The sequence below is a fragment of the Pandoraea sp. SD6-2 genome (genome assembly GCF_000389825.1).
GTDB classification, from domain to species: Bacteria; Pseudomonadota; Gammaproteobacteria; order Burkholderiales; family Burkholderiaceae; genus Pandoraea; species Pandoraea communis.
This window is the reverse complement of sequence record NZ_KB944456.1, coordinates 188,283-215,103: the sequence shown is the minus strand read 5'-3', so window position 1 is coordinate 215,103 and position 26,821 is coordinate 188,283. Positions and strand designations below refer to the sequence as shown.

Here is a 26,821-nt window from a genome sequence, read left to right as displayed (position 1 = left end):
GGGGGGGGGGGAGTGGACGTAACGTTACGTCGATGCGTAGCCGCTGTACCCAACGCCGGGGGGTCGGCTTCTGCGGTGTTCGAGAAGCGATTGGACAATGCGAGACGCCGCCTCCTGCGCTGAAAACACGCAAGCCTCGATCGACGCGCCGCGCAAATAATCGCCAGCGAACGAGAGACCGTCGATCATGTGCCGACGGTCCTCCAGCAATGCCCGCAACCGATAGTGGTGCGGCGCGTAGGCGCACAGCCCCGGGTCGAACAGATGGGCGACGACATCCCGCCGGTCCGAGCGCTCCACCGGGACGTATTGGCGCAGGGTCGCCTCGGCGAGATCCAGTAACGCTTCGGCATGCGAATCATCGACACTATCGGCATGCCCGGCACGTTCGATAAGCTCGCGTGCTTTACGACCGCTGAACGTATAGCGCACCATGTCCAGCCGATCGACGCCATAGGCGCCAGCGTTGCTCAACGCCTGGTCCGGACCAAATGACAGGCCCCGCACCTGGGCTGAGAATATTGGCCGGCGATACATCGCCACCAGAACCAGCACCGGGAAGTAGCGAATCCCGTCGAATGCTGCCGCGAGTACCGCATCGTGCTCACGAAGCAGGTCGGCACTGACGCCCGCTGGCGTCGCAAGCACCACGTGGTCGTATTCCATGTCACGGGTGCGGCCGTCGGCGTGACGCACCGACAAACCGCAGACCCGGCCGTTGCGAACCGCGATACGCTCGACGCGAGCCTCGCAGCGGACCTGTACCGAAGCGGTTGCCGCGTCGACGAAGGCACCCATGCCGTCCTTGAACTGATCGTAGGTATCGAGCCACATCCCCAGGTGGGTGCCGAAGTTGCCAAGGTAGATCTCGTCGGGCTCCGCGCCGTTCATTCGTACCGACATTGCCCGCACGACGGCGCGGCAAAATTCCGGGCTGAAGTGCGAACTGAGCGGCGAGTCGTCGTAGTGTCTGGCCAGACTTGCGAATGACGGGCCGTCAAGAAACCGGTTGCGCGCATCGAGCCACACTCGCAGGCAAAGTCCGCCGAGGCGCAAGGCGTCTGCCGGCGGGCAGCCCCGCATGTATGCGAAGGTACTACTCAGGCGACGCGTGCTGTCCAGCGTGACAATCCGGCCATTCCGGATACGTGACGTGTTGATGCCGAAAGGCTCGAACGCAAATGGACCGAGTTCGTGGGCGAGTGTGCGAAAACGCTCGTAGTGCCGACCGATGTTCTTGCCGCCCAGATCGATCCGGCAACCGTCGAGCGTGGCGGAACAGATCCGGCCGCCCACCGTCGCTTGCCGTTCGATCAACTCAGCAGGAATGCCGGCCTTGCGCAGATAGTGCACCGTCGCAATGCCGGATATGCCGCCGCCAACGACGGCGCATGCCGCAGTGGATGTCATCGTAGAGCCCCCGCATGTTCATGGGACATGCTTCAAGTGTCGTGACAATGACACTCGAATATCACGACATCCTAAGCATAGGTGAATGAAACAAACCGCTGTAATCCCATAGCGCGTTTACTCATAGTGAACTGTCACAGTCACTTGATAAACGTCGTGTCCTTTGCATCCCGTTGGAATTTCCAGGGCCGTTCGACGACGCGATGCCGGTTTGCACGCGTGCCTTCGCGCACAAACAGAAAGGGCCGGGTTCTGTGGAATACAGAACCCGGCCCTTGACCGAAAGACTTTGCAAACGAACGTTACGCGCTCAGTGCTTCACCTCATATGCCGTCTTTCGACGCGTGTCACTCATGCATGGCATGCGAGCATCGTCGCTACTGCACGCGTGGCGTCCCTTCGTTATCGTTGGCGCCGCTGATGTCGGCGGCCCCGGCAAGTAACGCCACATAGTGGCGCAACGCGCGCGCTCGGGCTTGTTCGTACAACAGCGCGGCAATACGCTCGGCCACGCGCTCAAACGGCGGCATGCGCCCTTTCACGCGGCGCTCGATACGTACGACATGGAAGCCATAGCGTGTGTTCACGAGTCTCGGCAACACGCCCAGACGGTCACCGCAGAACAGCACCAGCTCAAACTCCGGCGCGCCGCTACCGCGGGCAAGCATGCCCAGACTGCCGCCTGCGCGCCCTGACGGACAATCCGACATCGATTGCGCCACCGACTCGAACGAGGCCGGCTCGGCGAGCACGGCATCCAGTGCCGATTGCGCGCGTTGCAACGTGGTGGACAGCGGCACGCCCGCCGACAGCGCAAACAGAATGTGACTCGCCTGCACTTTATCGCCGACGCGAAACTGACTCGCATGTTCGTGGAAATAGGCCCGGCATTCGGCTTCGGTCGGACGACGTACCTGCACATCGCGGGTGAAAAGCGCGTCGACGATCGCGTCGTCGCTCGCGTTCGCGTCATTGGCATCGGTCAGCAGCCGCAAGTCGCGCGCGCGCTGGCGCAGCAACTCGCGGCTGACGAGCGCGCGCTGGGCAGCCGCTTCCGGATCGGCCGCGTCTCGATGCAGATCGATCTCATCGGCGACGCGGCGTGCGTCGATGACAATCCCATTGACACTCAAAGACATGACGGACTCCCACGAAAACCTTCATTGCCCCCGCTCATACGCACGCATCGGTCCCTTTCCGCGTGCCAATCGCCTGCCGTCAGAACTCGTTCTGAATACGACGGTAGGCACGTGCGAGCTGCACGTTCGTGCGGCTCACCGACTCGGAAAACTCACGCGCGTCGACGGTGACTTTCGGAATGGTCGCGAGATCGGTCTCGCGGCTGATGTGTGTGGTCGAGGGAATGTAGAAATTCTCGGGAATATCGCGTCCATCGACCACGCTGTTGTGCCGCACCACCACGCCGTCGTGCACGACGCAGTTGAACAGCACCGAATTGAACCCGATGAAGACGTTGCTGCCGATAACACAAGGCCCGTGCACGATGGAGCGATGGGCAATCGATGTGTTTTCGCCGATGGAAACGCGTGCGCCGTCCTTCGAATGGATCACAACCCCGTCCTGGATATTGGAGTTGGCGCCGATCACGATCGGCTCCATCCCGCCGTTCTCATCGACCTCATCGGCACGCAACACCGCGTAAGGTCCGATGAAGACGTTCTCCCCGACGATGATCTGGCCGCACAGAATGGCCGTGGGATCGACGAACGAGGTCTCGTGCACCACGGGGTAATCCCCGCGCGGGTTCTTTCTCAACATTGTTCAGTGACTCCGGACCGCTCGCTCGTACGCCGGGTTGCAGCAGGACATCGCGCATCTCGCACGACACATCGCTGTCTGAGCTGACCACGTCGGAATACGCCCAGTGGGCGAGCGGGGGAAAGGGAACACGGACGGGCGCCGTGATGCGGATTCTCTCACCGCCGCGAACGGTATATCGAAGTTGTAGGCGATGAGAGACAGAAAGGCAAATACACGCGATGACGGTGCGTGCACCCGTTGCGCGCCGCACACACCCGCGTGCGGCGCATGAGAAGCTCAGTGTTGCGCGCGCGCGGCCGGCGCCGGCGAATCGTTCGCGGTGCCAGTCGGACGGCCTCGCCAGTAGCCCGCGAGCAGCGACCCCGAAAGGTTGTGCCACACGGAGAACAGTGCGCCCGGCAGTGCGGCCAGCGGCGTGAAGTAGATCTTGCCGAGCGTGGCGGCCAGCCCCGAGTTCTGCATGCCGACTTCGATGGCCAGCGTGCGGCAGATCGATTCGTCGAACCCCAGCAAACGTCCGCCCCAGTAACCGCCGAGCAGACCCAGTCCGTTGTGCAATATCACGCCGACCATCACCAACGGCCCGACCGTGGCGATGTTGCCCTGATTGGCACCGACCACCGCGCCGATGATGAGCACGATAGCGACCATCGAGACGAGCGGCAGGTAGCCTTCGACAGCGCGTACCGCACGACCGAGATAGCGGTTGATGAGCAGCCCCGCGCCGATCGGCAGCGCCACGATCTGAAGAATCGACAGCAACATGCCCTCGACGTCGACCGCAATCGAGGCATCGACATACAGGCGCGTGAGCAACGGCGTGGCGAACACACCGACGAGCGTGGACATGGCGCTGATCGTGACCGACAGCGCTACGTCGCCGCGCGCCAGATAGATCATGACATTCGACGCCGTGCCGCTCGCCACACTGCCCACGAGCACCATACCGGCCGTCAGATCCGGCGGCATGTGCAACACGCGCGCAATGATCCAGGCCGCCAGCGGCATGACAAGATAGTGCAGCACCACACCAGCGACAATCGGCGCAGGACGCGTGAATACGCGCTTGAAATCGTCGAAGGTGAGCGTCACGCCCATCGCGAACATCACGACGGTCAGGAGCGCCGTGACGTGCGGCGTAATGCCGGAGAAGCTGCCGGGCGAATAAAAGGCGAGAACGGACAGCAGCAGGGCCCACAACGGGAACAGCCGGGTGACACGGGCAATCATGAAATCCTCGAAGAACAGGTACGCGGCGCGTGCGCTGACGAGCCGGTGCGGCCGGGTCACGCCCGGCATCATCGCCTCTGCCACACCCGAGCCGCCGGGCGCAAAAGGTTAATATTTTACTTATTTTGCGCGACCCGGCCTTCCGGAACCGTCCGGATGACGCTGACCGGTGCGAATCGCGGGCCGCGCCGCGACCTCGCATGACGGCGAGACGAATGCCAGACGCGCAACTCAAGTTCATCGGAATGTTGAGTTGCGCGCGCACCGTTAATACCTCTTGCGAACGCTCAGTCTCGCTTGGGTTTGCCCATCAGCAGCGCGCCCCCGGCGCCGTCACGACGCGCCGGGCGCGGACCTCGCTGGGCGAAGTCGCCGCGCTCGCCACCGCCGCCCTGTACACGAGGAGCGTTCGGTGCGTTGCGGCCTTCCTGACCTTGACGCGGCGTAGCGGAATTCTGTGCGGCACGCGTTGGTGCGCGTTGGGCATCGCCCTGGCGCTTGGGCGCCTGTTGGCGTTGCTGGGCACCTTGGCCGGCATTGCCGGCGTTCATGCCGGTACCTGCCTTGCCACCGTTGCCACCATTCCCCCCCTGACGGCCGCCGCGCTCGCCTTCGCGACGCGGCTTCGGCTCATCGCTGTGCCGTGCACCCCGGCCCGCGTCGCGCGGCTCACGGGCTTCACGCGGGGCGCGTGCCGGTTGGCGCGCGTCGTCACCGCCGCTGCGTCCGCCACGACCGCCAGCGCCACGGCCCTGTTGCGTCTTGCGAATCGGTTGCGCCACGGCATGCGGGTCCGGCTCGAAGCCCGGAATCACTTCGCGGTCGATCGTGCGCTTGATGAGGCGCTCGATCTGCGTGAGCAGTTGATGTTCGTCCACGCACACGAGCGATACGGCTTCGCCGTTCGCGCCTGCACGGCCCGTGCGGCCGATACGGTGCACGTAGTCTTCCGCCACTTCCGGCAGATCGAAGTTGACCACATGCGGCAGTTGGTCGATGTCGATACCGCGTGCGGCGATATCGGTCGCGACCAGCACTTGCAGCGTGCCGCTCTTGAATTCGGCGAGCGCACGCGTACGCGCGCCCTGACTCTTGTTACCGTGGATGGCGAGCGCGGGAATGCCGCCCTTCGTCAACTGTTCGGCCAGACGGTTCGCACCGTGCTTGGTGCGGGTGAACACGAGCACCTGAAACCAGTTGTGCTCGCGCACGAGGTGCTCCAGCAGTTCGCGCTTGCGGTCGCGATCGACCGGGTGAATCTTCTGTGCGACGGTCTCGGCCGTAGTGTTGCGACGTGCCACTTCGATGAGCGCGGGCGACTTGAGCAGGCCATCTGCCAGTTGCTTGATTTCGTCGGAGAACGTGGCCGAGAACAGCAGGTTCTGACGCTGCGCAGGCAACACCGCCAGCACCCGGCGGATATCGCGGATGAAGCCCATGTCGAGCATGCGATCGGCTTCGTCCAGCACGAGAATCTCGACGCCGGACAGGTCGACCGTCTTCTGCTGCATGTGATCGAGCAGACGGCCCGGCGTGGCGACGAGAATATCTACGCCACGCGCCAATTGCTTGACCTGCGGCACCATCGACACACCACCGAACACGGTCATGGATGTCAGGCGCAGGTACTTGCCGTATTGCGTGACGCTTTCCTCGACCTGTGCGGCCAGCTCGCGCGTAGGAGTCAGCACGAGGGCACGCACGGGTCGCTTGCCGTTCGCCTGCGCGGGACGTGCACGCGAAGCGAGCATTTGCAGAATCGGCAGCGTGAAGCCTGCCGTCTTGCCGGTCCCGGTCTGGGCACCGGCGAGGAGGTCGCCGCCTTGCAGGACGGCCGGAATCGCTTGCAGTTGAATCGGAGTCGGGTGCGTATAGCCAAGGTCGGCAACCGCACGCAGGATGTCGGCCGATAGGCCGAGCGTTTCAAAAGACATATAAAGACCAATGCGCGGACTCCACGATGTGTGTCCCCGCGCGTATCGATGTTGTTTATTTTTGGTGGAATGCCCGCGTAGGGCGTGCGACGGGCATCGCGCTCATAGGGGGCGATGCGCCGGATGACGCCGGCAAGACGACCCGCCGGCGATGAAATCAAGCGGCTTGGCGGGCGAGGCCGTCGCGGGTACGGCCGTGTCTTGAAAGCGAGTAGTTTACCATGTGCCCTTTCCCAAGTCAGTCGACATCGGTTTTTGGACGTCCGCAAGGCCCAATATTCGGATATTCCACCACGCGTGCGAACACCCCGGCCGAGCCGCTACACTGACGCCATTGCCCCAACGCCCTGCCGCCTGCCCCGTGCGATTCGACCTGACCGATCTGCGTCTTTGCCTGCTGGTTGCCGACGCCGGCAGCATCACCGGCGGCGCCGAACGCGCCCATCTGACGCTGGCCTCCGCCAGCGCGCGCATACGCGGTCTCGAAGAGGCGCTGGGCGTTGCGCTGTTCATGCGTCACCGCCAGGGGGTCATTCCCACACCTGCGGGACGCGCACTGCTCGCTCACGCGCGACGCGTGCTCGCCCAGATCGAGCAAATGCGCGGCGAATTGGGCGAATACGCGGCCGGGCTCAAAGGCAACGTACGCATCGCCGCCAACACCGTTGCGATGTCCGAGTTCCTGCCAGATCTGCTGGGCGCGTTCCTCGCCGAGCATCCGAGCGTCGAGATATCACTGCGCGAGCAGACGAGTCCGGCCGTCGTGCAAGCGGTGCTCGAAGGGTCGGCCGACATCGGCGTCGTCTCCGACTGGATCGAATTGACGGGGCTGGAGACGGTGCCGTTCCGGCAAGACCGGCTGGTCGTCGTCACGCCGCCGGGTCATGGGCTGGCCGCACAGCAAGACGTGGCATTCATCGACGTACTGGACGGCGAGTTCGTGGGCCTGCCTGAACAGAGTGCACTGGCCGAGCATCTGGACGGCCACGCGAAACGTGCGGGACGGCCCCTGCACTACCGCCTGCGCCTGCGCGACTTCGACAGCCTGTGCCGGGCCGTGGCCGCCGGAGCGGCGCTGGGTATCGTGCCACTGAGCGCCGCCCGGCGCTCGGCGGCTGTGCTGGGCATCGGCATCGTGCCGCTCTCGGACCCATGGGCGCTGCGCATGCTGGTGCTGTGCGTGCGAGCGCGCGACGCCCTGCCCGTCTACGCCCGGCAGCTGCTCGATCGGCTGGCGGCGCCCGTCGCCACAAAAGAAAACGGCACGACATAAACGTCGTGCCGTTGTGCCACTGCGCCACCCCTGTGGCGCGAAAACGAAACGTATTACATCGCCGCCGGCGTCGATGCACTGCGTCCGCGCAGCAGCGCGTAGAGGATGATCGCGCCGAACGTGGCGCAACCGATGCCGCCCAGCGAGAAGTTACCGAACTTCAGCGTGAAGTCGCCCGCACCGAGCACCAGCGTGACGGCTGCGACGATCAGGTTGCGGTTATCCGAGAAGTCGACCTTGTTCTGCACCCAGATGCGCGCACCGGCCACCGTAATCAGACCGAACACCACGATCGACACGCCGCCCAGCACCGGGCCGGGAATCGTCTGGATGACCGCGCCGAACTTCGGCGAGAAGCCCAGCACCAGCGCGATCACCGCCGCCACGGCGAAGACCACCGTCGAATAGATCTTCGTGACGGCCATCACGCCGATGTTCTCTGCATACGTGGTCACGCCCGTGCCGCCGACGCTGCCCGACACAATGGTCGCCAACCCGTCGCCGAGGAACGCGCGGCCCATGTAGCGGTCGAGATTCTGCCCGGTCATGGCGCTCACCGCCTTGATATGACCGAGGTTCTCCGCCACCAGAATGATGGCGACGGGAGCGAGCAGCACCATAGCTTCCGGCTTGAACACCGGCGCAGCGAAATGCGGCAGGCCGAACCATGCGGCGTTTGCCACGATGGAGAAGTCGATGGGCTTACCGAGGCCCATGCCGTTGGTCAGCACGGCGTAGAGCACGTAGGCGAGCAACAGGCCCACGAGAATCAACAGACGCTGCACCATGCCGCGCGCGAACACCGCGACCAGCCCCACACACAGCACCGTCACGAGCGCCATCCACGTATCGAAGCTGGTGGCCGAGACGCCCTTCACGGCGACCGGCGCAAGGTTCAGGCCGATGACGGCCACCACGGCCCCCGTCACCACTGGCGGCATGAGCGCTTCGATCCAGCGGGTGCCCACGGCCATCACGATCAGGCCGATGACGGCGTAGAGCACGCCGCACGCAATGATGCCGCCGAGCGCCACCGGGATATTCAGGTTCGGACCGCTGCCGGCATAGCCCGTCACCGAGATGACGAGACCGATGAAGGCGAAGCTCGAACCGAGATAGCTGGGCACACGCCCGCCCACGAGCACGAAGAACAGCAACGTGCCGATGCCCGACATGAAGATCGCGAGATTCGGGTCGAAGCCCATGAGCAACGGCGCGAGCACGGTCGAGCCGAACATGGCGACCACGTGTTGCACCCCCATCGCGATGGTCTGCGGCCAGGGCAGACGCTCATCCGGGGCGATCACGCGGCCGGTGCCCGTGTCCTGTTGCTGCCACTTCGGGAAATAACCCTCAGCCATGTCGATCTTCTCCTGTGTGCCGTGCCACCTCGTGCGACATGTGTGGAACGAGCGGCGCGTGGGTCGATGGGAAAACTGGCGGCAGTGTACGGAGCGCCCGCACGGAAGGCAAGGCGAGAAAAAGCACACCCCGATACGTTGGCCGGGCACGACAGCCCGCCGTCAACGCTTGCCGACCCCCTGGAGAATGACGTCGGCCAACCCGGTGTAGTTGCCGTCGAAATGATGACCGCCCGGCATCTTCACGACCTGAACGCGCTTGGGATCGAGCCCCGGGCAGTTGCTGTCGTTTTCGTCGGCGCCATATACGCACATGGCCATCCCGTCAGGCAGACGCTCCACTTCCGGACGAATCGGCAGACCGTTCTGGCTCGACATCACCCAGTTGGTCATACGGAATTCGAAATCCGCTTTCTGGCCGAGTCCCATCAGCACAAGCAACCCGACACGCTCGCGGGCCACGGGGGGCAGACGATTGACCATGAACGGCAGCACGTCGGCGCCTTGTGAGTAGCCGATGAGGATCACGCGCTTCTTGTTCCAGCGCGTTTGATAGAAGCGCATGAGGCGATCGATGTCGAGCGCGCCGGACGCCGGCGTGCGCGCCGACCAGAAGTAGCGCAGCGAATCGATGCCGACCACGGGAATGCCGTGCGCGGAGAGCGCGCCGGCGACGTCGCGGTCGAGTCCGGCCCAACCGCCGTCGCCCGAGAGCAGGATGGCGAAGGTGTCAGCCATGTTCGCCGCTGGCTTGCCCGTGGCCGGCACCTCGATGACCGGCAAGTCGGCCACCGCCGCAGGCGGACGGGCCGTGCCGGCCACGTGATGCGCGTTCAGACGCCGGAATGCGTTCTTGTACTGCGTCACCCAATCGGCCAGCACAGGGATCGACGGGGCGCCCGTGGCGGATGGCGTGCCGGAGGTATCGACAGCCCCCAGACTGCCCGCGAGCCCGCCGACGAGCCAGGTCGCGTTCGGCGTGCGCGCGGCGAATTCCTGCGCCACCCGATCCGAGCAGCGCGGCGCACGCGCGGCGGGGCCGCCCATCGGACCGCCCATCGTCATCCACGGCGCACTCATGACGGGCGCGGGCAGCAATCGCATCGGCGCGCCGCCTGCCGTGTGCGTGATGCCGCGTCCGAAATGCACGCCTTCGCCCTGGCACAGCGGCCGGGACATCGGCAGCACCGGACAGAAGTCGACGGACAACGCGCCCGAGAACGTGTCGCTTCCCGCCTGCGCGAGCATCGCGTAGGCAAACGTACCGCCTACGCCATCGCCAACGAGAATCGGCGGGGTATAGCCGGGCAGCTTCACCGCCGCCTCGACCCATCGGCCAAAGTTGTCGAGATCGCCCGCCGCGTAGACGCAGGCAATGTCGTCTTTGGTGTAGTTGGCTATCAACCGGGCGGTGTCGATGCCAGCTACGAGCGCCCCGGTGTCCGCGAGCGCGCGGGCCATGCGTTCGGCACGCGGCGTCCAGCCGTCGTCGTCAGAGAAGAACAGCACCGTCGCGTTCGGCTCGCCTTGCGGACGGAAGATGGGCACAGACTCGAAGCGGCCATGCGTCATGATCTCCGGCGCGGCGTTGCCTGCGCCGGAGGCTGCGGCAGCCTGGGGCAACACCTGCGCAGGCACGCTCGACGCTGCGGCCGGGGGCTGTGCGACCGGCCCCGTCCTGGGGGCGGGTTTGAGCACATTGGGGCGCGTTGCCGCTGCCGCCGCAGTCGCCATCGATGCCGTCGATGCCATCGGGGTCGACACCTGGGCCAGTACGGCGGCGGACGTCATCGTCACCGCGCATGCGGCGACACTGACACCGATGCGACGCGCCCAGCGCGGGGCGTGAGTGTCGTACGCGCGATTACGCGATCTCGCATGCTTTTCGTCCGCCTTGCCGCGCGTCACCATCGTGTTCCCCGTCATTTGGTAATCATCCCTTTCCAGCCACCGCCCACCAGCGCCGCCACGTCGGCCAGCGTGAACATCGGCGCGATACCGCCCGGCGTCATCAGATAACGCGCTTCCCATTGCGGATCGAATTTGTCCTTGAAGCTGCGCAGCCCCCGGAAGTTGTAGAAGCGCGCGCCGTGCGCGAACATCATGCGGCCGAAGCGATGCCAGCGAGGCGCGAGCTGATGCGTCTGCATGCCCGACATGGGCGCCATGCCCAGACCGAAACGCTGATAGCCCTGCGCTTTGAAATGCAGCATCAGCTTCGCGAACAGGAAGTCCATCGTGCCCGGCGGCGCATCGGGGACTTGTCGCATCAGGTCGATGCTCGCCTCGATGCGCTGTACGTCGGGGCACATTAGCGTGGCGAACGCCACAAGCCGCTCGTTGCGACGCACGAGCGCCACCGGCTGACGTGCGACGTAGGCATCGTCGAACGCGCCGAGCGAGAAGCCCTTCTCACGCGTGTGCTGTCGCGCGAGCCATGCATTCGACACCCTCCGCATCTCCGCGATGTACGGCGCTACGGCCTCGGGCGGCACGATCTCCAGCGTCAGCCCGTCGCGCTCGCCGCGCGTCACCCCATGGCGCAGATTCGCGCGACGCGAGCCTTGCAGGCTGAACTCCGGCAGCGAGACAAACGCCTCCTCACCGAGCTTGAAAGCGCGCAGTCCGGCGTCGATATACAGCGGCAGCGCCTGCGGACGCGTCTTGTAGAACGCCGCGCGCCCGCCATGTGCGTCGGCCAGTTCGATGAAGCGCCAGATCAGTTCGGGCCACTCCTTCTGATCGCCGACCGGGTCCGAGAGCGATATCCACGAGCGGCGATGCTTCGCGTACATGATGAACGCGTTGCCCGATGGCGAGAACAGAAAGCTCTTGTCGCCCATGAGCGCGAGACAGGCGTCGGCAGCCGCTTGCTTGCGGATGACGGCCCGCGCGCGCGCCAGTTCTTCTTCGCTTGCCGGCACCACCGCGCCGGGGGACTGACGCAGCAGTTGCCACAGCGACAGCCCCAGGCCCATCACGGCCACCACCATCAACGCACGCATGGAGCGCGGCGCATCGCCGTCGAACGTGAACTGCCACCAGAGCTGATTCGCGTAGCCCACGCGGCGGTACGCCATGAACATCAGCCATGTACACGCGCCCAGCACCGACAGCACCGCAATGATCCAGCCCGGCTCGAACGTCTGCGTGAAGAGCGACGAGCGCCGGTCGAACTGCTTGCGCGAGACGAGCAACAACGTGGCGAGCACGGCCAGCACGAAGCACTCCGACAGCGCGATGCCCTTCGGAATTGCCAGCACCGCCGCGATGATCGTCAGGCCGAGCGAGCCCCACCATGCCGCATCGAGCCGGTGCAGCAGACCACGCGCGAGGAACAGCATCGCCAGCCCGGCCACACTGCCGAGCAAGTGCGACAGCTCCACAAGGAACAGCGGCACATGAGCGCGCAGGAAGTCTTCCGCATCGCGGGTGGCCGGCGTCACGCCCGAGATCAGCAGCATCACCCCGGCAACGAGCGTGAGCGCCGCCAACAGGCCGGGAAAGAGCCGCACGGCCGCTCGCCCAATCGGTGCCGCCGGACCCTGACGCAGTTCGAAACCGGCGAGCAGGCACGCCGCGAGCATCAACGGCAGCAGGTAGTAGATGCCGCGATAGAGCACCAGCGCCCCGGCCACCTGACTGACGGGGGCGTGGCCGTGCGTCGCGAGAAGAATCACGGCCTCGAACACCCCTACGCCGCCCGGCACATGACTGAGCACACCGAGTGCCATGGCAATCGCATAGAAGACGACGAAGGTCGGCAGATCCACCACGCCCGCAGGCAGCAGGCACCACAATGCGGCAGCGGCCATGCCCAGATCGGCGGCGGAGATCAGCAACTGGCGCAATGCGAGGTCAATGGGCGGCAGCGGCACAGGCCAACGGCCGAACAGAGACACCGTGCGCCTACGGGCGCACAGGATGAGAAAGGCGACCGCCCCGGCCAGCAGCAGCACGGCGAATGCCTGCAGCATCCAAGCCGGAATCGGCACCAGCGCCGAGACGCGCGATGCGCCCCACAACATGCCGAGCGAACCGAACACCGTCATGCCTAGCCCGAACGCCCCGGCGTTGAACGCCACGGCGTGCGCGACCTTCGACGCATCGATGCCGGCGGCCGCATACATCCGCATCCGTACGGTGCCGCCCGTGAGCACCCCAAGGCCGACGGAGTTGCCCAACGCGTAAGCGATGAACGAGGTAAGTACGACGGTCGAACGCCTGACCGTCGCCCCGGCGAAGCGCAGCCCGGAAATGTCATAACCGGTCAGCGCCGCGTAGCTCGCCAGGGTTGCCAGCATGGCAAGCACCAGGCGCGTCAGGGGCGTGTTGTGAATCGCGGCAACGATATCGTCGTAATGCACATGGCGCAGCATGTGATGCAGCGCGTCGAAGACGAAGAGCCCGAGCAGCGCGATACCGGCGACGATCAGCCAGGGCCGTGCGGCGCTCCACGGAACACGCCGGAGCCAGCGCAACGGGGCTGGCAGTGCGAGCCAGGCGGCCTCGGCGGGTGGCAGCGGTGGAATGGGGGGCGGCCCGGGCGGGCTGCCACTCGCCCCGCCGGCGGCAGGTGCCGCAGCATGGGGTCCGCCGGTGGTCATTGGCAGCGCCACCGGGGAAGGAGCATCTGCGGGCCGGCTCGGGCGCGCGCGGGAGGGTTCAGTCATGTATCGGTCGAGCCTTTGGGCCGGCACGACGCCATCTTCGGGACGCCGCCCCTACGGCCTATGGGCGAGTCGGAGCCTGTTTGGGCGATAGCTTACACCCCGATGCGTGACAGGTCTTGTCCGTGACGGCTGACAAAACGGCCGTCGTCCCCGGAGAGCCCCGTGTGGCGAGAGATCCCGCCCGATCTCTTGCGATGCGAGGGAATGGCGGCGGTCCGATACCGGTGACATCCGGCGCGCCGTGCTCCGCCTCGGCGGGTTGCCTCCGCACGATTGCGCATAGCTATGAGCGGCAGGCCGCGATATGTGCAACTTAATGTAAAATACCGGGTTTTTATAGCCATTTGAACGAAGTTTTTCCTAAACTTCGATTTCGAAGATCGCCGCAATGCGGCACGTGCGCACACCGAACCATTCCGGCTCCGAAGAGAGTCGCTTCGCGGTTCGAAGCATCGTGCGCGGGGGGAGTTGTCATGAACGTCGAACGGCATAGCCGTCCGGCAGGGGCACGTCTGAATACGCCGTTGGCATTGCGATGCAATTCGCATGCCGTCGTGCGCGCTATGGGCCGATGCGGTGCGTCTGTGCGCCGTGCTGTCCTGGGTGTCCTGCTGGGCGCTGCCACGCTGATGATCGCGAGCCATGCGCTCGCACAATCCACTTCACAGGCGAGCGCTGCGAGCGCCGGCAATACAGTCGTCGCGCTACCGTCGTCCGGCATGGCCGTGCCGATCCAACCGGCCGTCCCGATCGGTCAATCGACCCTCGCACAGGGTGTCGCGCAACTCAAGGAGCGCTACAACCTGTCGCACGTCTGGTTACGCACCGAATCGGATGCCGGAGGCGTGCTCGACGCGGCGACGCCGGGCGACGAGGTTCAACAGTTACTGCCCGTCGCCAGTCTGTCGAAATCGGTGACGGCCATCGGCATTGCCTTGCTCGTGCAACAGGGCAAGCTCTCGCTCGACGCCAGACTCGGCGATCTGCTCGACGCTTATTCGAAGCAACACGGCAAGCCCCTCGATCCGTCGCTGCGCGAGTTGACCGTGAGACGTTTGCTCGCGCATCGCGCAGGTCTGGCGACGAACGGTTTCAACGATCCTGTCAATGGTCTGTTCAGCGGGCTCGCGATCCGGCGCGTCGGCGGCAGCGCCGATTTTTTCAACTATCTCGACGCGGGCGAAGCCGGGCACTCTAGCGGCAAGTCGGATTTCGTCTACTCCAACGTCTCGTACCTGCTGCTCGGCATGGTGATCGAAGCCGTCTCCGGTGAGGATTACAAGGACTTCTGCGAGAAGAACATCTTCGCACCGCTCGGAGTGACAGAGGCCAAGCTGCCGGATAGCTGGCGTCTGCTGGCGCCGTTCGCCGGATGGCAGATGTCGACGGGCGCACTGCTCAAGGTGTGGCAGGTATTCGACATTCGCCATCCGGGCCTGCTCACCGAGAAGACGTTGCGCACGCTGTTGCTCGACAAGCAGTCGGGGCCGGTGAATGCCGATCGCGACGTGTATTACACGCTCGGCGTATTCATGCTGACGGGCGCCGGCGAGCGCAGTTACCGCATCAGTCACGACGGCATTGCCGACTTCTTCCGCACGCAGTCGACCTATTACACCGTGGTGGAGAAAACCGTGCCGGGCGACAGTTGGGCGCTAGTCGTGTCGCCCATTCCCTCGCGCGGTCAGTTCGGTGCGATTCAGCGCGACGTGCGCCGGATCATTCGTCAGGCGCGGCTGGTGCCTTGATGCCGGCGGCGACGTCGACACCACCGAAATCGCACACCCACTTACCCGCGATCAGCGCGCGCTTCTGCGACGCAGTCAATTGCTTGACGCGATACTCGGCCCGCGATGCCGCCGAACGGTCGGCAAACGCAAGCGCGAGGAGCACGCGCGAGGGCGCATAGGCACGCGTGAAGCGCGCCCCCTTGCCCGCGACATGCGCCGCGTAGCGCGCCTCCACATCGACGGTGATGCCGGTGTAGATGCGTCCGCCTGCGCACTCCAGCAGGTAGAGGAACCAGGGTTTCGGGGTTGCGGCGGTCATGACTTTGTTCATTCCGTACACACGGATACTTCCTGCATCGACTCATTGAAGATCATGTGAGGCCTGCGCCTGGCATTTCTGTCGGCCACGCGCAATCCCGGTGAAGACTTCATCGCAGCCGGGCGATCCGAATTATGGCGTATGAGGTGCCAGGTCGCCTACGAGACCAGCGGACAACTCGACTTATCGTCGAATCGGCATCGACAATTCCCCCAAGCCTCCACGGGTGACCACTGAGGCAGCGAGCAAAATTCAAATCGGGGCAATCTTTGATTTTTGTATCCAATTGGATACAATCTGCATGCACATCATCAATCAGAGTGGAGCGTTCCGCAGGTGGCTGAACGGGCTTCGGGATACGGCAGCCAAAGCAAGAATCCTTGTGCGCATCAAGCGCGCTGAGATGCGCGGGCGAAAACCCTGTGGAGTCGCATCAAGAAGGAATTATCAAGATGAGTCACGCTGACATAACATGCTTCGATGCATCGGAGTATTTGGACAGTGACGAAATGATCGCCGAGTACCTGAATGCGGCGCTCGACGAGAATGACGCCGCGATCTTCCTTTCTGCGGTTGCCGACGTCGCGAAAGCGAAAGGCATGACGCAGGTGGCGCTGGCGGCCGGTCTCGGCCGAGAAAGTCTGTACAAAGCACTTGCGCCAAACGCTCAACCTCGCTTCTTTACAATATTGCGAGTCATGCATGCGTTGGGGGTCACGTTTTCGGCCGTCCCCAATCGAACAGCGCACCGCTGAATTCGAGCGAGTTGTGAAGTCACCTTTGCGTTGTACGTAGCAGACGATAACGCCCCCCTTCTGGCCCATCATCAAAACGACAAGCGCCATGACTGACTCTGCTTCACCCGAGACACAGCACCTGCCGCCCGCTGCCGACATCCTGCGCCGCGAGCGATTGCATGCCCGCGTGCGTGCCCTTGGCGGTTACGCCGCCTATGTACTGCTCGCACTCGCTCTATGGGCGGCCAGCCATGGCAGCACCACGCTTGGCCTGTCACCCACGGCGGCGCAGGCGGCCGTGCTCGTCCTCTTCACTATCGGTGCGTGGGCGTTCGGCATGTTCCCCGAACCGATCACGACGCTGACGTTCTTCCTGCTCGCCGTGCTACTGCACGTGGCGAAGCCCGAGGTGATCTTCGCGGGCTTTCATTCGGCGGCGTGGTGGCTTGTCTTCGGTGGCGCCGTCACGGGCATCGCCGTGCGCACGACGGGACTCGGTTCGCGTCTCGCGGCGACGGTCTTCGCACTGAAGCGTCCGACGTATCCGCGTTATGTCGCATCGGTGATGGTCGCGTGCGTGGGATTGGCCTTCGTCATGCCGTCGACGACCGGCCGGATTCTGCTGCTCATCCCCATCGTGCTCGCGCTCGCCGAGCGCATCGGTCTTACCGAAGGACGGCGCGGACGCACCGGCCTCGTGATGACAGTCGCCGCCGCGAGCTATATGCCGCCCACGACGATCCTGCCCGCGAACATTCCGAACAGCGTGCTCATGGGCGCGGCGGACTCGTTCTATGGCGTAAAGCTGCACTACGCGCCGTATCTGCTGCTGCACTTCCCGGTACTCGGTGCGCTCAAAGCTGCGGTGCTGGTGTGGGCGATCTGCCGCCTGTTCCCGGACGACGGCCCGCTGACCAACGCGCCGACCAATGCCGCACCGCCGCTCACGCGCGATGCGCGACGCCTGTCGGTACTGCTCGCGCTCGCCCTCGCCGGTTTCGCCACCGACGCGTGGCATGGCATTTCTCCCGCGTGGATCTCCGTGGCCGCCGCCATCCTCTGTCTGCTACCCGCCATTCACATCGTCACGCCGAAGACCTTCACCGAACAGATGCACATCACGCCGCTCGTCTACGTTGCCGGCTTTCTCGGCATTGGCGCCGTAGTGGCAGATACGGGACTGGGAGAAAAGGTCGCGCAGCTCTGTCTGGATGCCGTCGGCATGACCCCAGGCACACCCGCGATCAATGCCGCGTGGCTGATTGCCATCGGTGCGGCCATCGGGCTCGTGGCGACGCTACCCGGACTGCCCGCCGTGCTCACGCCACTGGCAGGGCACCTTTCCACCGCCAGTGGCCTGCCGCTCTATACCGTACTGATGCTGCAAGTGCCGGTGTTCTCTACCGTGCTGCTGCCCTATCAAAGCCCGCCGATGATGATTGCGATGCATTTGGGTGGCGTCGGTATGCGCGATGGCACGCGGCTTACCCTCGTCATGACGATCGTTACGCTCGTCTTTCTCTTTCCGCTCGACTATCTCTGGTGGCGTCTGCTTGGCATGCTGCCCTGAATTCCCCTGCCAAGCCATACGGTGGCCGACGCGATGCGGGCACCGCGCAAGCCCTATCCCCGACTGGGTTCGCGGCAAAAGACCAGCCAACGGTCGCCGTCCTCCTCCCGCCAGAACGCCCCTTCGCGCTCGAGAATCGCGCCGAGCCGCAGACGTACAGTGCGAAGGCGGGTGTCACTCACACCGGGCAGGATCATGCCGCGCACGTAGCCGACATGCGGCACCGTGCGCAATAGCGTGCGGATCAGTTGGCAAAAGCGCCGCACGGCATGCTCCCCCGCTTTCGACTCCGGACTCAGCCGGAAATCGGTGATCGTGAGCACCATGCCCGAGGCCACTTTGTCGAGACGATGACAAAGGGACAGCTCGCCGTTCTCGACGCGCTGTCCCACTGCGACGCGCGTGCGCTCGCAGACTTCAACGCGCGCCGAAAAACGGTGACTCCTGAAAAATGCCGCAACGGCGCGCTCGCAGACTGTCATGGGCTTATCGGATGGTGTCGTACATCTTCGTGATCTGCTGCCCGATCATGCCGTACATCGAGCGCGACACATCGCGGATATCGGCACTCGACGAATCGATTCGCTGACGCAGCCGATCGTTGGTGCGACGCGTCTCGTCAGTGAGCGACATCTCGAATTCGCCGAGCACGTCGTTGTCGCGACCGGCGAGTGATTCGTCGTTCGACACGATATCGAACGGCGACTTCACGAACTGGCTGAAACCTTTCGTCGTCTCGCCGACCGCGGTGCCAACCGTTCTCAGTTTGCCGAGTTCACTGCCGAAACCCGCCGCCCCGGAGCCGACACCGCCTACCAGCGAGAACGTCCCCGAAACGATTCCTCCGATGGCCGAATGCAGGCCTGCGGAATAGTGCGACTGGTTGGCCTTGTACTTCTCCGAGCGTGCCGTCAAACCGCGCTCGAAAACCATCGCGTCATGACGCGTGCGATACGATTGATCGGTATTGCGCTCGGCAATTCGCATGGCGAGAAACAGTGCGATGAGCGTTTGCGCGGACTGAAGCCCATCGACCTTCTCCCGGATACGCGGCAACACTTGCGAATCCTCGGCGCCAGACGCGGCACGTTGTTGGGCTTCGAGGGTTGCGATGTCCGTCTGACGATGCGCCGAAGACGTCGAATTCAATGCAGTAATCATGTCGTCACTCCGTACGTAGAAGGCACGACGGATGCCGTGCCTGATGAATCAGCACTCACTCACGCTCTTGCGAGCGAGGCTGCAATTCGGATGCGCATCTCGCCGGTCTTCTGCACCTGCTCACCCATCGATACGGCAATGTCGCTCTGCTGTCCCACGAGCGTTTCCATGGACTTCGCGGTGCGCTTCTTGTCATCGCCGTTTATTTGCATGAGCATTTGCAACCACATCATGTCGACGGCAAGGTCGCGAGCTTCCAGTTGCAGTTTCGCGCGCTGTACGCCGACGATTCCCTGCCCAAGGGCACTGGCGCCGGAGAACACGCCGCGCACGGCACTTGAGAGCGACCACGAGCCGCGCGCCAGCGCGAAGTAGCCTTGCAAGTTCATACTCGACGTGAACGATTGGGTCAGCGTCTTGGCACTCACGGCCTTGCCGCGAGCGACCTGCTTCGCGGCGTTCTTCACAACCTTGTCGAAAGCGCGCGAGGCCATCTGCTCGACCATCTGCTGCGTGAACTGCTCGGCCATGCGATTGAAACCCGCTTTCGCCAGTCGGCGCGCGCCTTGTGTGCCGTTTTGCAGCAACGACCGGCCAACGCGCTTGCCAACCTCGTTGCCCACCACGAATCCGACCTCCGAGACCACGCGCGTCTTGATCGCGCCGATAGCGGCCTTGTCACCCGACTTGACGGCCTGCTCCAACGCTTCGCTCGCGCCGGCCTTGAACACGCGGCTCGCCGCCTTGGTGGTCGCACGCTTGGCGAGGAACCCGCCAATCGACGTACCAAAGCCGATGACCATGCCAAGCATCTGGAACGCCAACTGTGCATGCCCCCACTTGGCGGCTTCCTTCTCGTGGTAATCCGCGTTCTTCGGGTCGACCAGCGCCATCGTCTTGTGGAACGCCGCGCCGAGCCCGGCGATCCCCGCCCCCACATCGGCCACGCCGCCGGCAATCATCAGCGGGTTCATCGTGAGGACGCCCGTCACCACCTTGACCGCACCGACCACAACATCGACCGCCGCGATGAGCCAGTCGAACACCACGCCGAAGATGCCGCCCTTGCGCGCCTTGTTCGCATCTTCGGTCTTCGCGTCCATCTGCTCGCGATACTTCTTGATGTCCTCCTGACGCAGCTTCTCCTGCCGCACCCCCAGCAACTCCAGCGCACGCTGCGTAGACTTCGCGGTGTCGCCCAATGCGTCCATCGCGAGCATCGAGGCCATCATGGCGAGCGTGGACGGATCGACATTCTCAAGGGCGGAGAGGTTCGCTTCGCCCTGCGGATTCGTCGAACGCAGGGCGTTTGCCGCGAGTCCGCTGCCTGCCGCGAAGAGATGGCCGAGCAGGCGGGCAAACGCCCCATCGGCCTCGCGCCAATCGGCGCCGGTCGACGTGTCCGGCGCGAAGTCCTCGGTGCGGAGCCAGTCGCTGCGCTCACGCCGTTTGCGCGTGGCATCGCCCGATTCGATCGCTTCGTCTGCCGAGTCGGCGGCGGATGCGTCGGTGACGCGGCTGTTCCAGGCCGGCACGTAGCCGGCCTGCGGGGAATGAATGACTGTCATAGGGTTTGAGGTTCCGAAGAGACATTCAGCGCGTCGCGCCGCGCACGGGCCGAGCGCGCCAGTGCGTCGTGCTCGGGCAGTTGGCCGCACACACGCAGCGTGGCGTCATAGGACTTGCGTGCGAATTCCCGGTTGCCCGTATGCTCGTAACTCATCCCGGCGAGATACGGCGGACGCGGATCGGATACGCGAATTACGCCCGCCTTCGCGAAGCACGGCAGTGCCTGCTCGTGCTGCCCGAGCCGCTGGTAGCAGAGCCCGAGCCCGTACCAATCGTCGAACGACCATTGGTCGAGCGTGGCGAGCACGAAGTACACACGTTGCGCGGCCGCGATCTGTCCTTGAGCGAAACGCTGACCGGCGTGCGCACGAACGCGCGCCAGATCGTCCTCGTCGAGATCGGCCAGCATGCGCAGTGCGCCGCCGCTTTCGAAGAACTGCGAGAGGACGGCTTGCGCTTCGTCCGCGTCGAGTTCCGGCAGCGTGGCTTCCGGGGGCGTTGGCGTGCTCACGTGCGCATCGACCCGTTGATCTGGTTGAGCTGCGAGCCTTGCGAGCTGTAGATGGTGTTCACCAGCGTCGAGGCGCCGTTGTATTCCTGAAGTTTCTTGTTGATCTTGATCTGGTCGACCGTGCGGCTGTCGGACGCCTGCTCGGTGAAGCCCTCGGCGGCGGCTTTGAGCGAGCGCAGGTTGGCGGCCGAGTATTCGCCCGTGTAGGTCGTGTAGCCGCTCTCCCCGACCCGCTTGTCGCGCGACTCCCACTCCTTCATCGTCTTCTTCGTGCCGTCGGCGTACACGGTGATCTCGATGTTGTACTTGTCGAAGAATCCGCGAATGCCGTCACCGACCGCCACTTTCTTCGACGTGTCCGAGCCGATGTCGTTAATCAGCGATTCGATCTGATTCGACACGTCACGCGCCTCTTGCCCTTCCTTCTGGCGCCGCTGCATCTCCTGAATCATGTTTTGCGCTTCGCCGTTGTTCATCTCCATCATCAACATCGCGTATTGCGCGAGCGTTCCGTGAAAATCGAGCGAAATCTTGCGCCCCCCGACGTTGACGTCGCGCGTCAGACCCGACGACGGGTAAGCGAAGCTGGAGGTGGGCTGGATAGTCATCATGAGGTTGGATCCTGAAATAAGTGAAATCGAGGCCGGAAGGCGACCTGAAAGCAGTACCCGGTGGCACACGCCACCCCTTACAGGCTGTTCACGATCTTCTTCGTGACTTCGCCAAGTCGGGCGATCACCGCGTTGTAGAGCGTGAGGGTGTTGTCGTAGCTGGTAACGAAGCGCTTGAGCTGGATTTGCTCGCTCGTACTCGATGCGCCGTCGGTCAACGCCAGCGACTGGAGTTGCGACGCGAGGGCTTGCAGACTTGCGGCGTCAAACGGCGCGTCGGCGGCTTGCGGCGATACGAGTGCGTGCTCGACGGCGAAGTCGCGCAGCGTTTTCGGCAGCACTTCCTGCTTCGCGCCATCCGCAGCGCGCTTTGCCATCTCGCTTGCCAACGTCGCAAACCCGCTGGCTTCACGGGCGACGTTCACGCGAGTCTGTGCCGACGCGAGCCATGTATCGGCCATCGACTGCAATGTGCTCAGTCGATCGTGGGCGAGGCCCATCGTCGAGAGCAGCGGGTTCTGGGAAGCCGCGGGACTCGCGCCGATGGCGGAGGCGCCGTAGGGGTGGGTGGGCGACGACGCGCCGGAGATTCGATCGATCATGCGCAACCTCGTCTCAGGCGCACACGCGACGTACGGCGGCTGGCGCACGTTTCGCGGGAGAGGCCGGGGTGTCGTCGAGTGGCACGGGCGCATCGGCTCGCATCCGCTCGATGGTGTGCGCAAGCGCGGCGGTCATGCGGCGAATTTCGCGGTCGTCGCGCTGAAAGGCTTCGCTCTCGACGAGCGCCTCAAGACGCTTGAGCTTCTCGCGGGCGTCGGATGTGCCCGCCGCTTCGAGACGGGCGACTTCGTCGAGCACCGCTTGATACTCCTGCATCTGGCGGTGCAACTTGCGCCCGGCCAACTGCATTTCGGCACACGCGCGTTCGTACTGAACGAGAAGCTCGTCTGCCACACCGGTTTCCGGATCGGTGGATGCGGCAGACGGGGGGATCGGGTGTTGCAACGGGTCAGACATGAGAGCGCCTCCGTATGTTGCGGTCAGTCGTTCAAGACATAACGCATCGTACGAAGACGCTCGGTGCTCGCCTTTGCAAAGGCAGCATTCCCTTCCGGTATCACGCCGCGCTTCAGCGAATTCCCATCGCGCGGCGGATTCCCTCGTGGCGGATCACTCAGGCCACGCCGAAGCCCCCTCCTCCCGGCGTTTCGACGACGAAGATATCGCCCGGCTGCATCTGCGTACGTCCGATGTGTGCCAGGGCTTCGCGTGAGCCGTCCACCCGTTCGACATAGTTCGCTCCCAGCGCGCCAACGGCGCCGCCCTGTGCACCGAAAGGTGCATGAATGCGATTGTTGGAGAGAATCGACGCCGTCATCGGCGTGAGGAAACGAATACGCCGCACCGCGCCGTTACCGCCATGCCAACGCCCCGCGCCGCCCGATCCGGTGCGAATACGATGGCTCTCCAGCCGTACCGGATAGCGCCACTCCAGCACTTCCGGATCGGTCAGACGCGAATTCGTCATGTGCGTCTGCACGGCGTCTGCGCCGTGGAAGCCGTCGCCCGCACCGCTGCCGCCCGCGATGGTCTCGTAGTACTGATACGTCTCGTTGCCGAACGTGAAGTTGTTCATCGTTCCCTGACTCGACGCCACACGGCCCAGCGCACCGTAAAGTGCGTTGGTGATGGCGGACGACGTCTCCACATTGCCCGACACCACCGCCGCCGGGTAGACGGGGTTGAGCATCGAACCCTGCGGCACGATCACTGTCAGCGGTTTCAGACAGCCCGCATTGAGCGGAATGTCGTCGTCGACCAGCGTGCGGAAGACGTACAGGACGGCGGCCATGCACACGGCGCGCGGCGCGTTGAAGTTGTTAGGCAGTTGCGCCGACGTTCCCGTGAAATCGATGGTTGCCGTGTGAGTGGCGTGATCGACGCGAATGGCGACCTCGATCACCGCGCCGTTATCCAGTGCGTAGCGGTAATGCCCGTCGGCCAGCGCGCCGATCACACGTCGCACGGCGGCTTCGGCGTTGTCCTGCACATGCCCCATGTAGGCGAGCACGACGTCGCGCCCGAATTCGCTCACCATGCGGCGCAGTTCGTCCACGCCCTTCTGGTTCGCCGCCACCTGCGCCCGCAGGTCGGCCATGTTCTGGTCGACATTGCGTGCCGGATAGCGAGCACCGGCCAGCAGGTCGCGCGTCTCCCGATCACGCAGTTCGCCCGCCGCAACCAGTTGCCAGTTGTCGATCAGCACCCCCTCTTCTTCGACGTGCGTCGAGTCGGGCGGCATCGAGCCGGGCGTAATGCCGCCGATATCCGCATGATGGCCGCGCGAGCCGACATAGAAGAGGGGCTCGGTCGCATCCTCCTCATTGCTGCCCTCACCCGTCACGAACACCGGTGTAATCACCGTAACGTCAGGCAAGTGCGTGCCACCGTGATACGGATCGTTGAGCATGAAGACATCGCCCTCACGCATCGCACCGCGATTGCGTTCGATCACGGTCTTGATGCTCTCGCCCATCGACCCCAGATGCACCGGCATGTGCGGTGCGTTGGCGATGAGGTTACCGTCGCGGTCGAACAACGCGCAGGAGAAGTCCAGACGCTCTTTGATGTTGACCGAATACGCCGTGTTCTGAAGACGCAACCCCATCTGCTCGGCAATCGACATGAAGAGATTGTTGAATATCTCGAGGCGCACGGGATCGGCTTGCGTTGCCCCTTCGCCCGCCTCGCGTTGCGTCTCACGTGGCACCACGCGCGTGAGCACGAGATTGCCCTGAGCGCTCATCTGGGCTTGCCAGCCCGGCTCGACCACGGTCGTGCCGCTCTTCTCGGCGACGATGGCGGGGCCATCGACGGTATCGCCGGCGAGCAGCGTGTCGCGGGCGAACAGCGCCGCTTCGTGCCACGCGCCGCCCGCGTACAGCGTCACGTGATCGACGACCTGCGGCGCACCCGACGTGCGCGTTTCAAGCGGGGCGATGTCGACCGGTGCGTCCGAGTGACCGATGGCTTCGACCGACGCCACTTCGACAATCAGCGCCGCGCCGTCCATCAGGAACGAGTAACGCTGGCGATAGGCGGCTTCAAAGGCGGCGCGCATCTGTGCGACGTCGCCAAACGGCACGGCCAGCGCCGAATCGGTACCGGCGTAGCGCACATGAACCCGACGCACGGTCTCGATGCGCGACGGCGGCACGCCTTGCGACAACAACGCGCCTGCCGCCTCGTCCGCCAACGCGTCGAATGCGTCGTCAAGCGCGGTCAATCCTTCCTCCGACAGCGGCGCTTCGATCATGCGTTCGCGCATCGCCGTCTGATCCGCGAGCCCCATGCCATACGCCGAGAGCACCCCGGCGAGCGGATGCGCGAAGACCCTGGTCATGCCGAGGGCATCGGCCACGCCACAGGCGTGTTGACCGCCCGCGCCGCCGAACGTCGTCAGCACATAGCGGCTCACGTCGTGGCCACGCTGCACCGAGATTTTCTTGATGGCGTTGGCCATGCTCCCGATCGCAATCTCGAGGAAGCCTTCGGCGAGCGCTTCGGGCGTCTGACGCCGGCCCGTTGCCCGCTCGATGTCATTGGCCAGTGCCGTGAACTTCGCGACAACCACATCCCGATCCAGCGGCTCGTTGGCATTCGGACCGAACACCTTCGGAAAGTGCGCCGGCTGAATCTTGCCGAGCATGACGTTGCAGTCGGTGACCGTGAGCGGCCCGCCGCGACGGTACGCCGCCGGCCCCGGATTCGCGCCCGCGGAATCCGGCCCCACGCGCAAACGCGTGCCGTCGAACGACAACACCGACCCGCCGCCTGCCGCCACCGTGTGAATGCTCATCATCGGCGCGCGCATGCGTACGCCCGCGACTTGCGTCTCGAACACGCGCTCGAACTCACCGTTGTAGTGCGACACGTCGGTCGACGTGCCCCCCATGTCGAAACCGATCACGCGCTCGAAGCCTGCCGCGCTCGATGCGCGCACCATACCGACGATACCGCCCGCCGGTCCTGACAAGATGGCGTCCTTGCCCTGAAAGTTATCGGCGCGCGTGAGGCCGCCGCTACTCTGCATGAATTGCAGATTGACGCCCGGCATCTCCTGCGCGACCTGCTCGACATAGCGGCGCAGAATCGGCGACAGATAGGCGTCGACGACGGTCGTGTCGCCGCGCGAGACGAGCTTCATGAGCGGCGAGACTTCGTGCGAGACGGAGACCTGCGTGAAGCCCAGCGCGCGTGCCATCGTCGCCAGCGCCTTTTCGTGCGCCTGATAGCGATACCCGTGCATCAGCACGATGGCGAGTGCGCGAACGCCCTTCGCATAGACCGCCTCGAGGGCGCTGCGCGCCGCATCGAGGTCTAGTTCGCGCACGACTTCCCCGTGCGCACCGACGCGCTCATCGACTTCCACCACGTGCGCATACAGCGCTTCCGGCAACGCGATGTCCAGATCGAACAGGCGCGGCCGATTCTGATACGCGATGCGCAGTGCGTCGCGAAAGCCCTGCGTCGTCACCAGCGCGAGCGGCTCGCCTTTGCGTTCGAGTAGCGCATTGGTCGCGACGGTCGTACCCATCTTCACCATGTCGACCTGTGCGGGCGTGATCGGCTCGCCCGGCGCCAGATCCAGCAGGTGACGAATACCCGCGACGGCGGCGTCGCGATACTGCTCCGGGTTCTCGGAGAGCAGCTTGTGCGTGACGAGCGCGCCGTCCGGGCGGCGAGCCACGATGTCGGTAAAGGTACCGCCACGGTCAATCCAGAACTGCCAGCGCGAAGGTGTCTGATGCGCAGGCGCGCGATTTTGGTCGGAGGGCGTGAGAGCGTTCGTCATGGAGTTACTCGCAAAGCAAGGGTCAAACGAGAATCGAAGGGGGTGACGGTGCAGAGATACCGTCGTCATTCATGTTGGCGCGGGGCGCACGT

Annotated in this window: 21 protein-coding genes; 4 read left to right on the top strand and 17 right to left on the bottom strand. The window is 64.4% G+C overall.

The features are described from left to right. Positions 1-24: 24 nt before the first annotated feature. From C266_RS23040 to C266_RS23020, 5 genes are all read right to left on the bottom strand, one after another. Positions 25-1,410 carry an NAD(P)/FAD-dependent oxidoreductase gene (locus C266_RS23040; RefSeq protein WP_010807583.1) on the bottom strand — a complete coding sequence of 462 codons (1,386 nt, stop codon included), beginning with the start codon at positions 1,408-1,410 and terminating at the stop codon, positions 25-27. Positions 1,411-1,787: 377 nt separating this feature from the next. Then, positions 1,788-2,549, bottom strand: a complete 762-nt coding sequence (locus tag C266_RS23035) for a peptidylprolyl isomerase (RefSeq protein ID WP_010807584.1) — start codon at positions 2,547-2,549, stop codon at positions 1,788-1,790. Between the two features lie 79 nt (positions 2,550-2,628). Beyond that, entirely contained in the window at positions 2,629-3,189 is a 561-nt protein-coding gene (locus C266_RS23030) for a DapH/DapD/GlmU-related protein (RefSeq protein WP_010807585.1), read from the bottom strand. Between the two features lie 279 nt (positions 3,190-3,468). Further along, the gene (locus C266_RS23025; RefSeq protein ID WP_036664237.1) at positions 3,469-4,422 is read right to left on the bottom strand and encodes a bile acid:sodium symporter family protein; all 954 of its coding nucleotides are present in this window, start codon (positions 4,420-4,422) and stop codon (positions 3,469-3,471) included. A gap of 287 nt (positions 4,423-4,709) precedes the next feature. Then, complete coding sequence (locus C266_RS23020; RefSeq protein WP_010807587.1) at positions 4,710-6,356, bottom strand: DEAD/DEAH box helicase; 1,647 nt, start codon at positions 6,354-6,356, stop codon at positions 4,710-4,712. 361 nt (positions 6,357-6,717) lie between these two features. Here C266_RS23020 and C266_RS23015 point away from each other — a divergent pair, with 361 nt between their 5' ends. After that, on the top strand, positions 6,718-7,629 hold the full coding sequence (locus C266_RS23015; protein WP_010807588.1) for a LysR substrate-binding domain-containing protein: 912 nt from the start codon (positions 6,718-6,720) through the stop codon (positions 7,627-7,629). 53 nt (positions 7,630-7,682) lie between these two features. Here the strand turns inward: C266_RS23015 and C266_RS23010 are convergent, their stop codons facing one another. The 3 genes from C266_RS23010 to mprF form a co-directional block, all read right to left on the bottom strand. Then, positions 7,683-8,990, bottom strand: coding sequence for a solute carrier family 23 protein (locus C266_RS23010; RefSeq protein WP_010807589.1), 1,308 nt, complete (start codon positions 8,988-8,990; stop codon positions 7,683-7,685). Between the two features lie 162 nt (positions 8,991-9,152). After that, positions 9,153-10,916 (bottom strand): virulence factor family protein, encoded by a 1,764-nt coding sequence (locus tag C266_RS23005; protein ID WP_010807590.1) that lies wholly within the window; start codon positions 10,914-10,916, stop codon positions 9,153-9,155. After that, the gene (gene mprF, locus C266_RS23000; protein WP_010807591.1) at positions 10,913-13,597 is read right to left on the bottom strand and encodes a bifunctional lysylphosphatidylglycerol flippase/synthetase MprF; all 2,685 of its coding nucleotides are present in this window, start codon (positions 13,595-13,597) and stop codon (positions 10,913-10,915) included. The genes C266_RS23005 and mprF overlap by 4 nt, the downstream gene beginning before the upstream one ends. A gap of 539 nt (positions 13,598-14,136) precedes the next feature. On the opposite strand from mprF, the gene C266_RS22995 reads away from it, so the two are divergent. Next, positions 14,137-15,411 carry a serine hydrolase gene (locus C266_RS22995; RefSeq protein ID WP_010807592.1) on the top strand — a complete coding sequence of 425 codons (1,275 nt, stop codon included), beginning with the start codon at positions 14,137-14,139 and terminating at the stop codon, positions 15,409-15,411. On the opposite strand, the gene C266_RS22990 is transcribed toward C266_RS22995, so the two are convergent. Next, entirely contained in the window at positions 15,383-15,712 is a 330-nt protein-coding gene (locus C266_RS22990) for a GIY-YIG nuclease family protein (RefSeq protein ID WP_246831218.1), read from the bottom strand. The two genes, C266_RS22995 and C266_RS22990, sit on opposite strands and share 29 nt — an antisense overlap. 452 nt (positions 15,713-16,164) lie before the next feature. Here C266_RS22990 and C266_RS22985 point away from each other — a divergent pair, with 452 nt between their 5' ends. Both C266_RS22985 and C266_RS22980 read left to right on the top strand, forming a co-directional pair. Next, complete coding sequence (locus C266_RS22985) at positions 16,165-16,467, top strand: addiction module antidote protein (RefSeq protein ID WP_010807594.1); 303 nt, start codon at positions 16,165-16,167, stop codon at positions 16,465-16,467. A gap of 88 nt (positions 16,468-16,555) precedes the next feature. Next, on the top strand, positions 16,556-18,019 hold the full coding sequence (locus tag C266_RS22980) for an SLC13 family permease (RefSeq protein ID WP_010807595.1): 1,464 nt from the start codon (positions 16,556-16,558) through the stop codon (positions 18,017-18,019). A gap of 53 nt (positions 18,020-18,072) precedes the next feature. Here the strand turns inward: C266_RS22980 and C266_RS22975 are convergent, their stop codons facing one another. The 8 genes from C266_RS22975 to C266_RS22940 form a co-directional block, all read right to left on the bottom strand. After that, complete coding sequence (locus C266_RS22975; protein WP_010807596.1) at positions 18,073-18,501, bottom strand: secretion system effector SseE; 429 nt, start codon at positions 18,499-18,501, stop codon at positions 18,073-18,075. Positions 18,502-18,505: 4 nt separating this feature from the next. Then, positions 18,506-19,180, bottom strand: coding sequence for a hypothetical protein (locus C266_RS22970; protein WP_010807597.1), 675 nt, complete (start codon positions 19,178-19,180; stop codon positions 18,506-18,508). A gap of 59 nt (positions 19,181-19,239) precedes the next feature. Then, complete coding sequence (sctE, locus tag C266_RS22965; RefSeq protein ID WP_010807598.1) at positions 19,240-20,748, bottom strand: type III secretion system translocon subunit SctE; 1,509 nt, start codon at positions 20,746-20,748, stop codon at positions 19,240-19,242. Then, the gene (locus C266_RS22960; protein WP_010807599.1) at positions 20,745-21,260 is read right to left on the bottom strand and encodes a tetratricopeptide repeat protein; all 516 of its coding nucleotides are present in this window, start codon (positions 21,258-21,260) and stop codon (positions 20,745-20,747) included. Before C266_RS22960 ends, sctE begins: the two co-directional genes overlap by 4 nt. Further along, positions 21,257-21,871 (bottom strand): hypothetical protein, encoded by a 615-nt coding sequence (locus tag C266_RS22955; protein ID WP_010807600.1) that lies wholly within the window; start codon positions 21,869-21,871, stop codon positions 21,257-21,259. The genes C266_RS22960 and C266_RS22955 overlap by 4 nt, the downstream gene beginning before the upstream one ends. 77 nt (positions 21,872-21,948) lie before the next feature. After that, positions 21,949-22,473, bottom strand: a complete 525-nt coding sequence (locus C266_RS22950) for a hypothetical protein (protein WP_010807601.1) — start codon at positions 22,471-22,473, stop codon at positions 21,949-21,951. A 13-nt stretch (positions 22,474-22,486) separates the two neighbouring features. Further along, entirely contained in the window at positions 22,487-22,891 is a 405-nt protein-coding gene (locus C266_RS22945) for a hypothetical protein (protein ID WP_010807602.1), read from the bottom strand. Between the two features lie 157 nt (positions 22,892-23,048). Then, entirely contained in the window at positions 23,049-26,729 is a 3,681-nt protein-coding gene (locus C266_RS22940) for a hydantoinase B/oxoprolinase family protein (RefSeq protein ID WP_010807603.1), read from the bottom strand. Positions 26,730-26,821 lie beyond the last annotated feature (92 nt).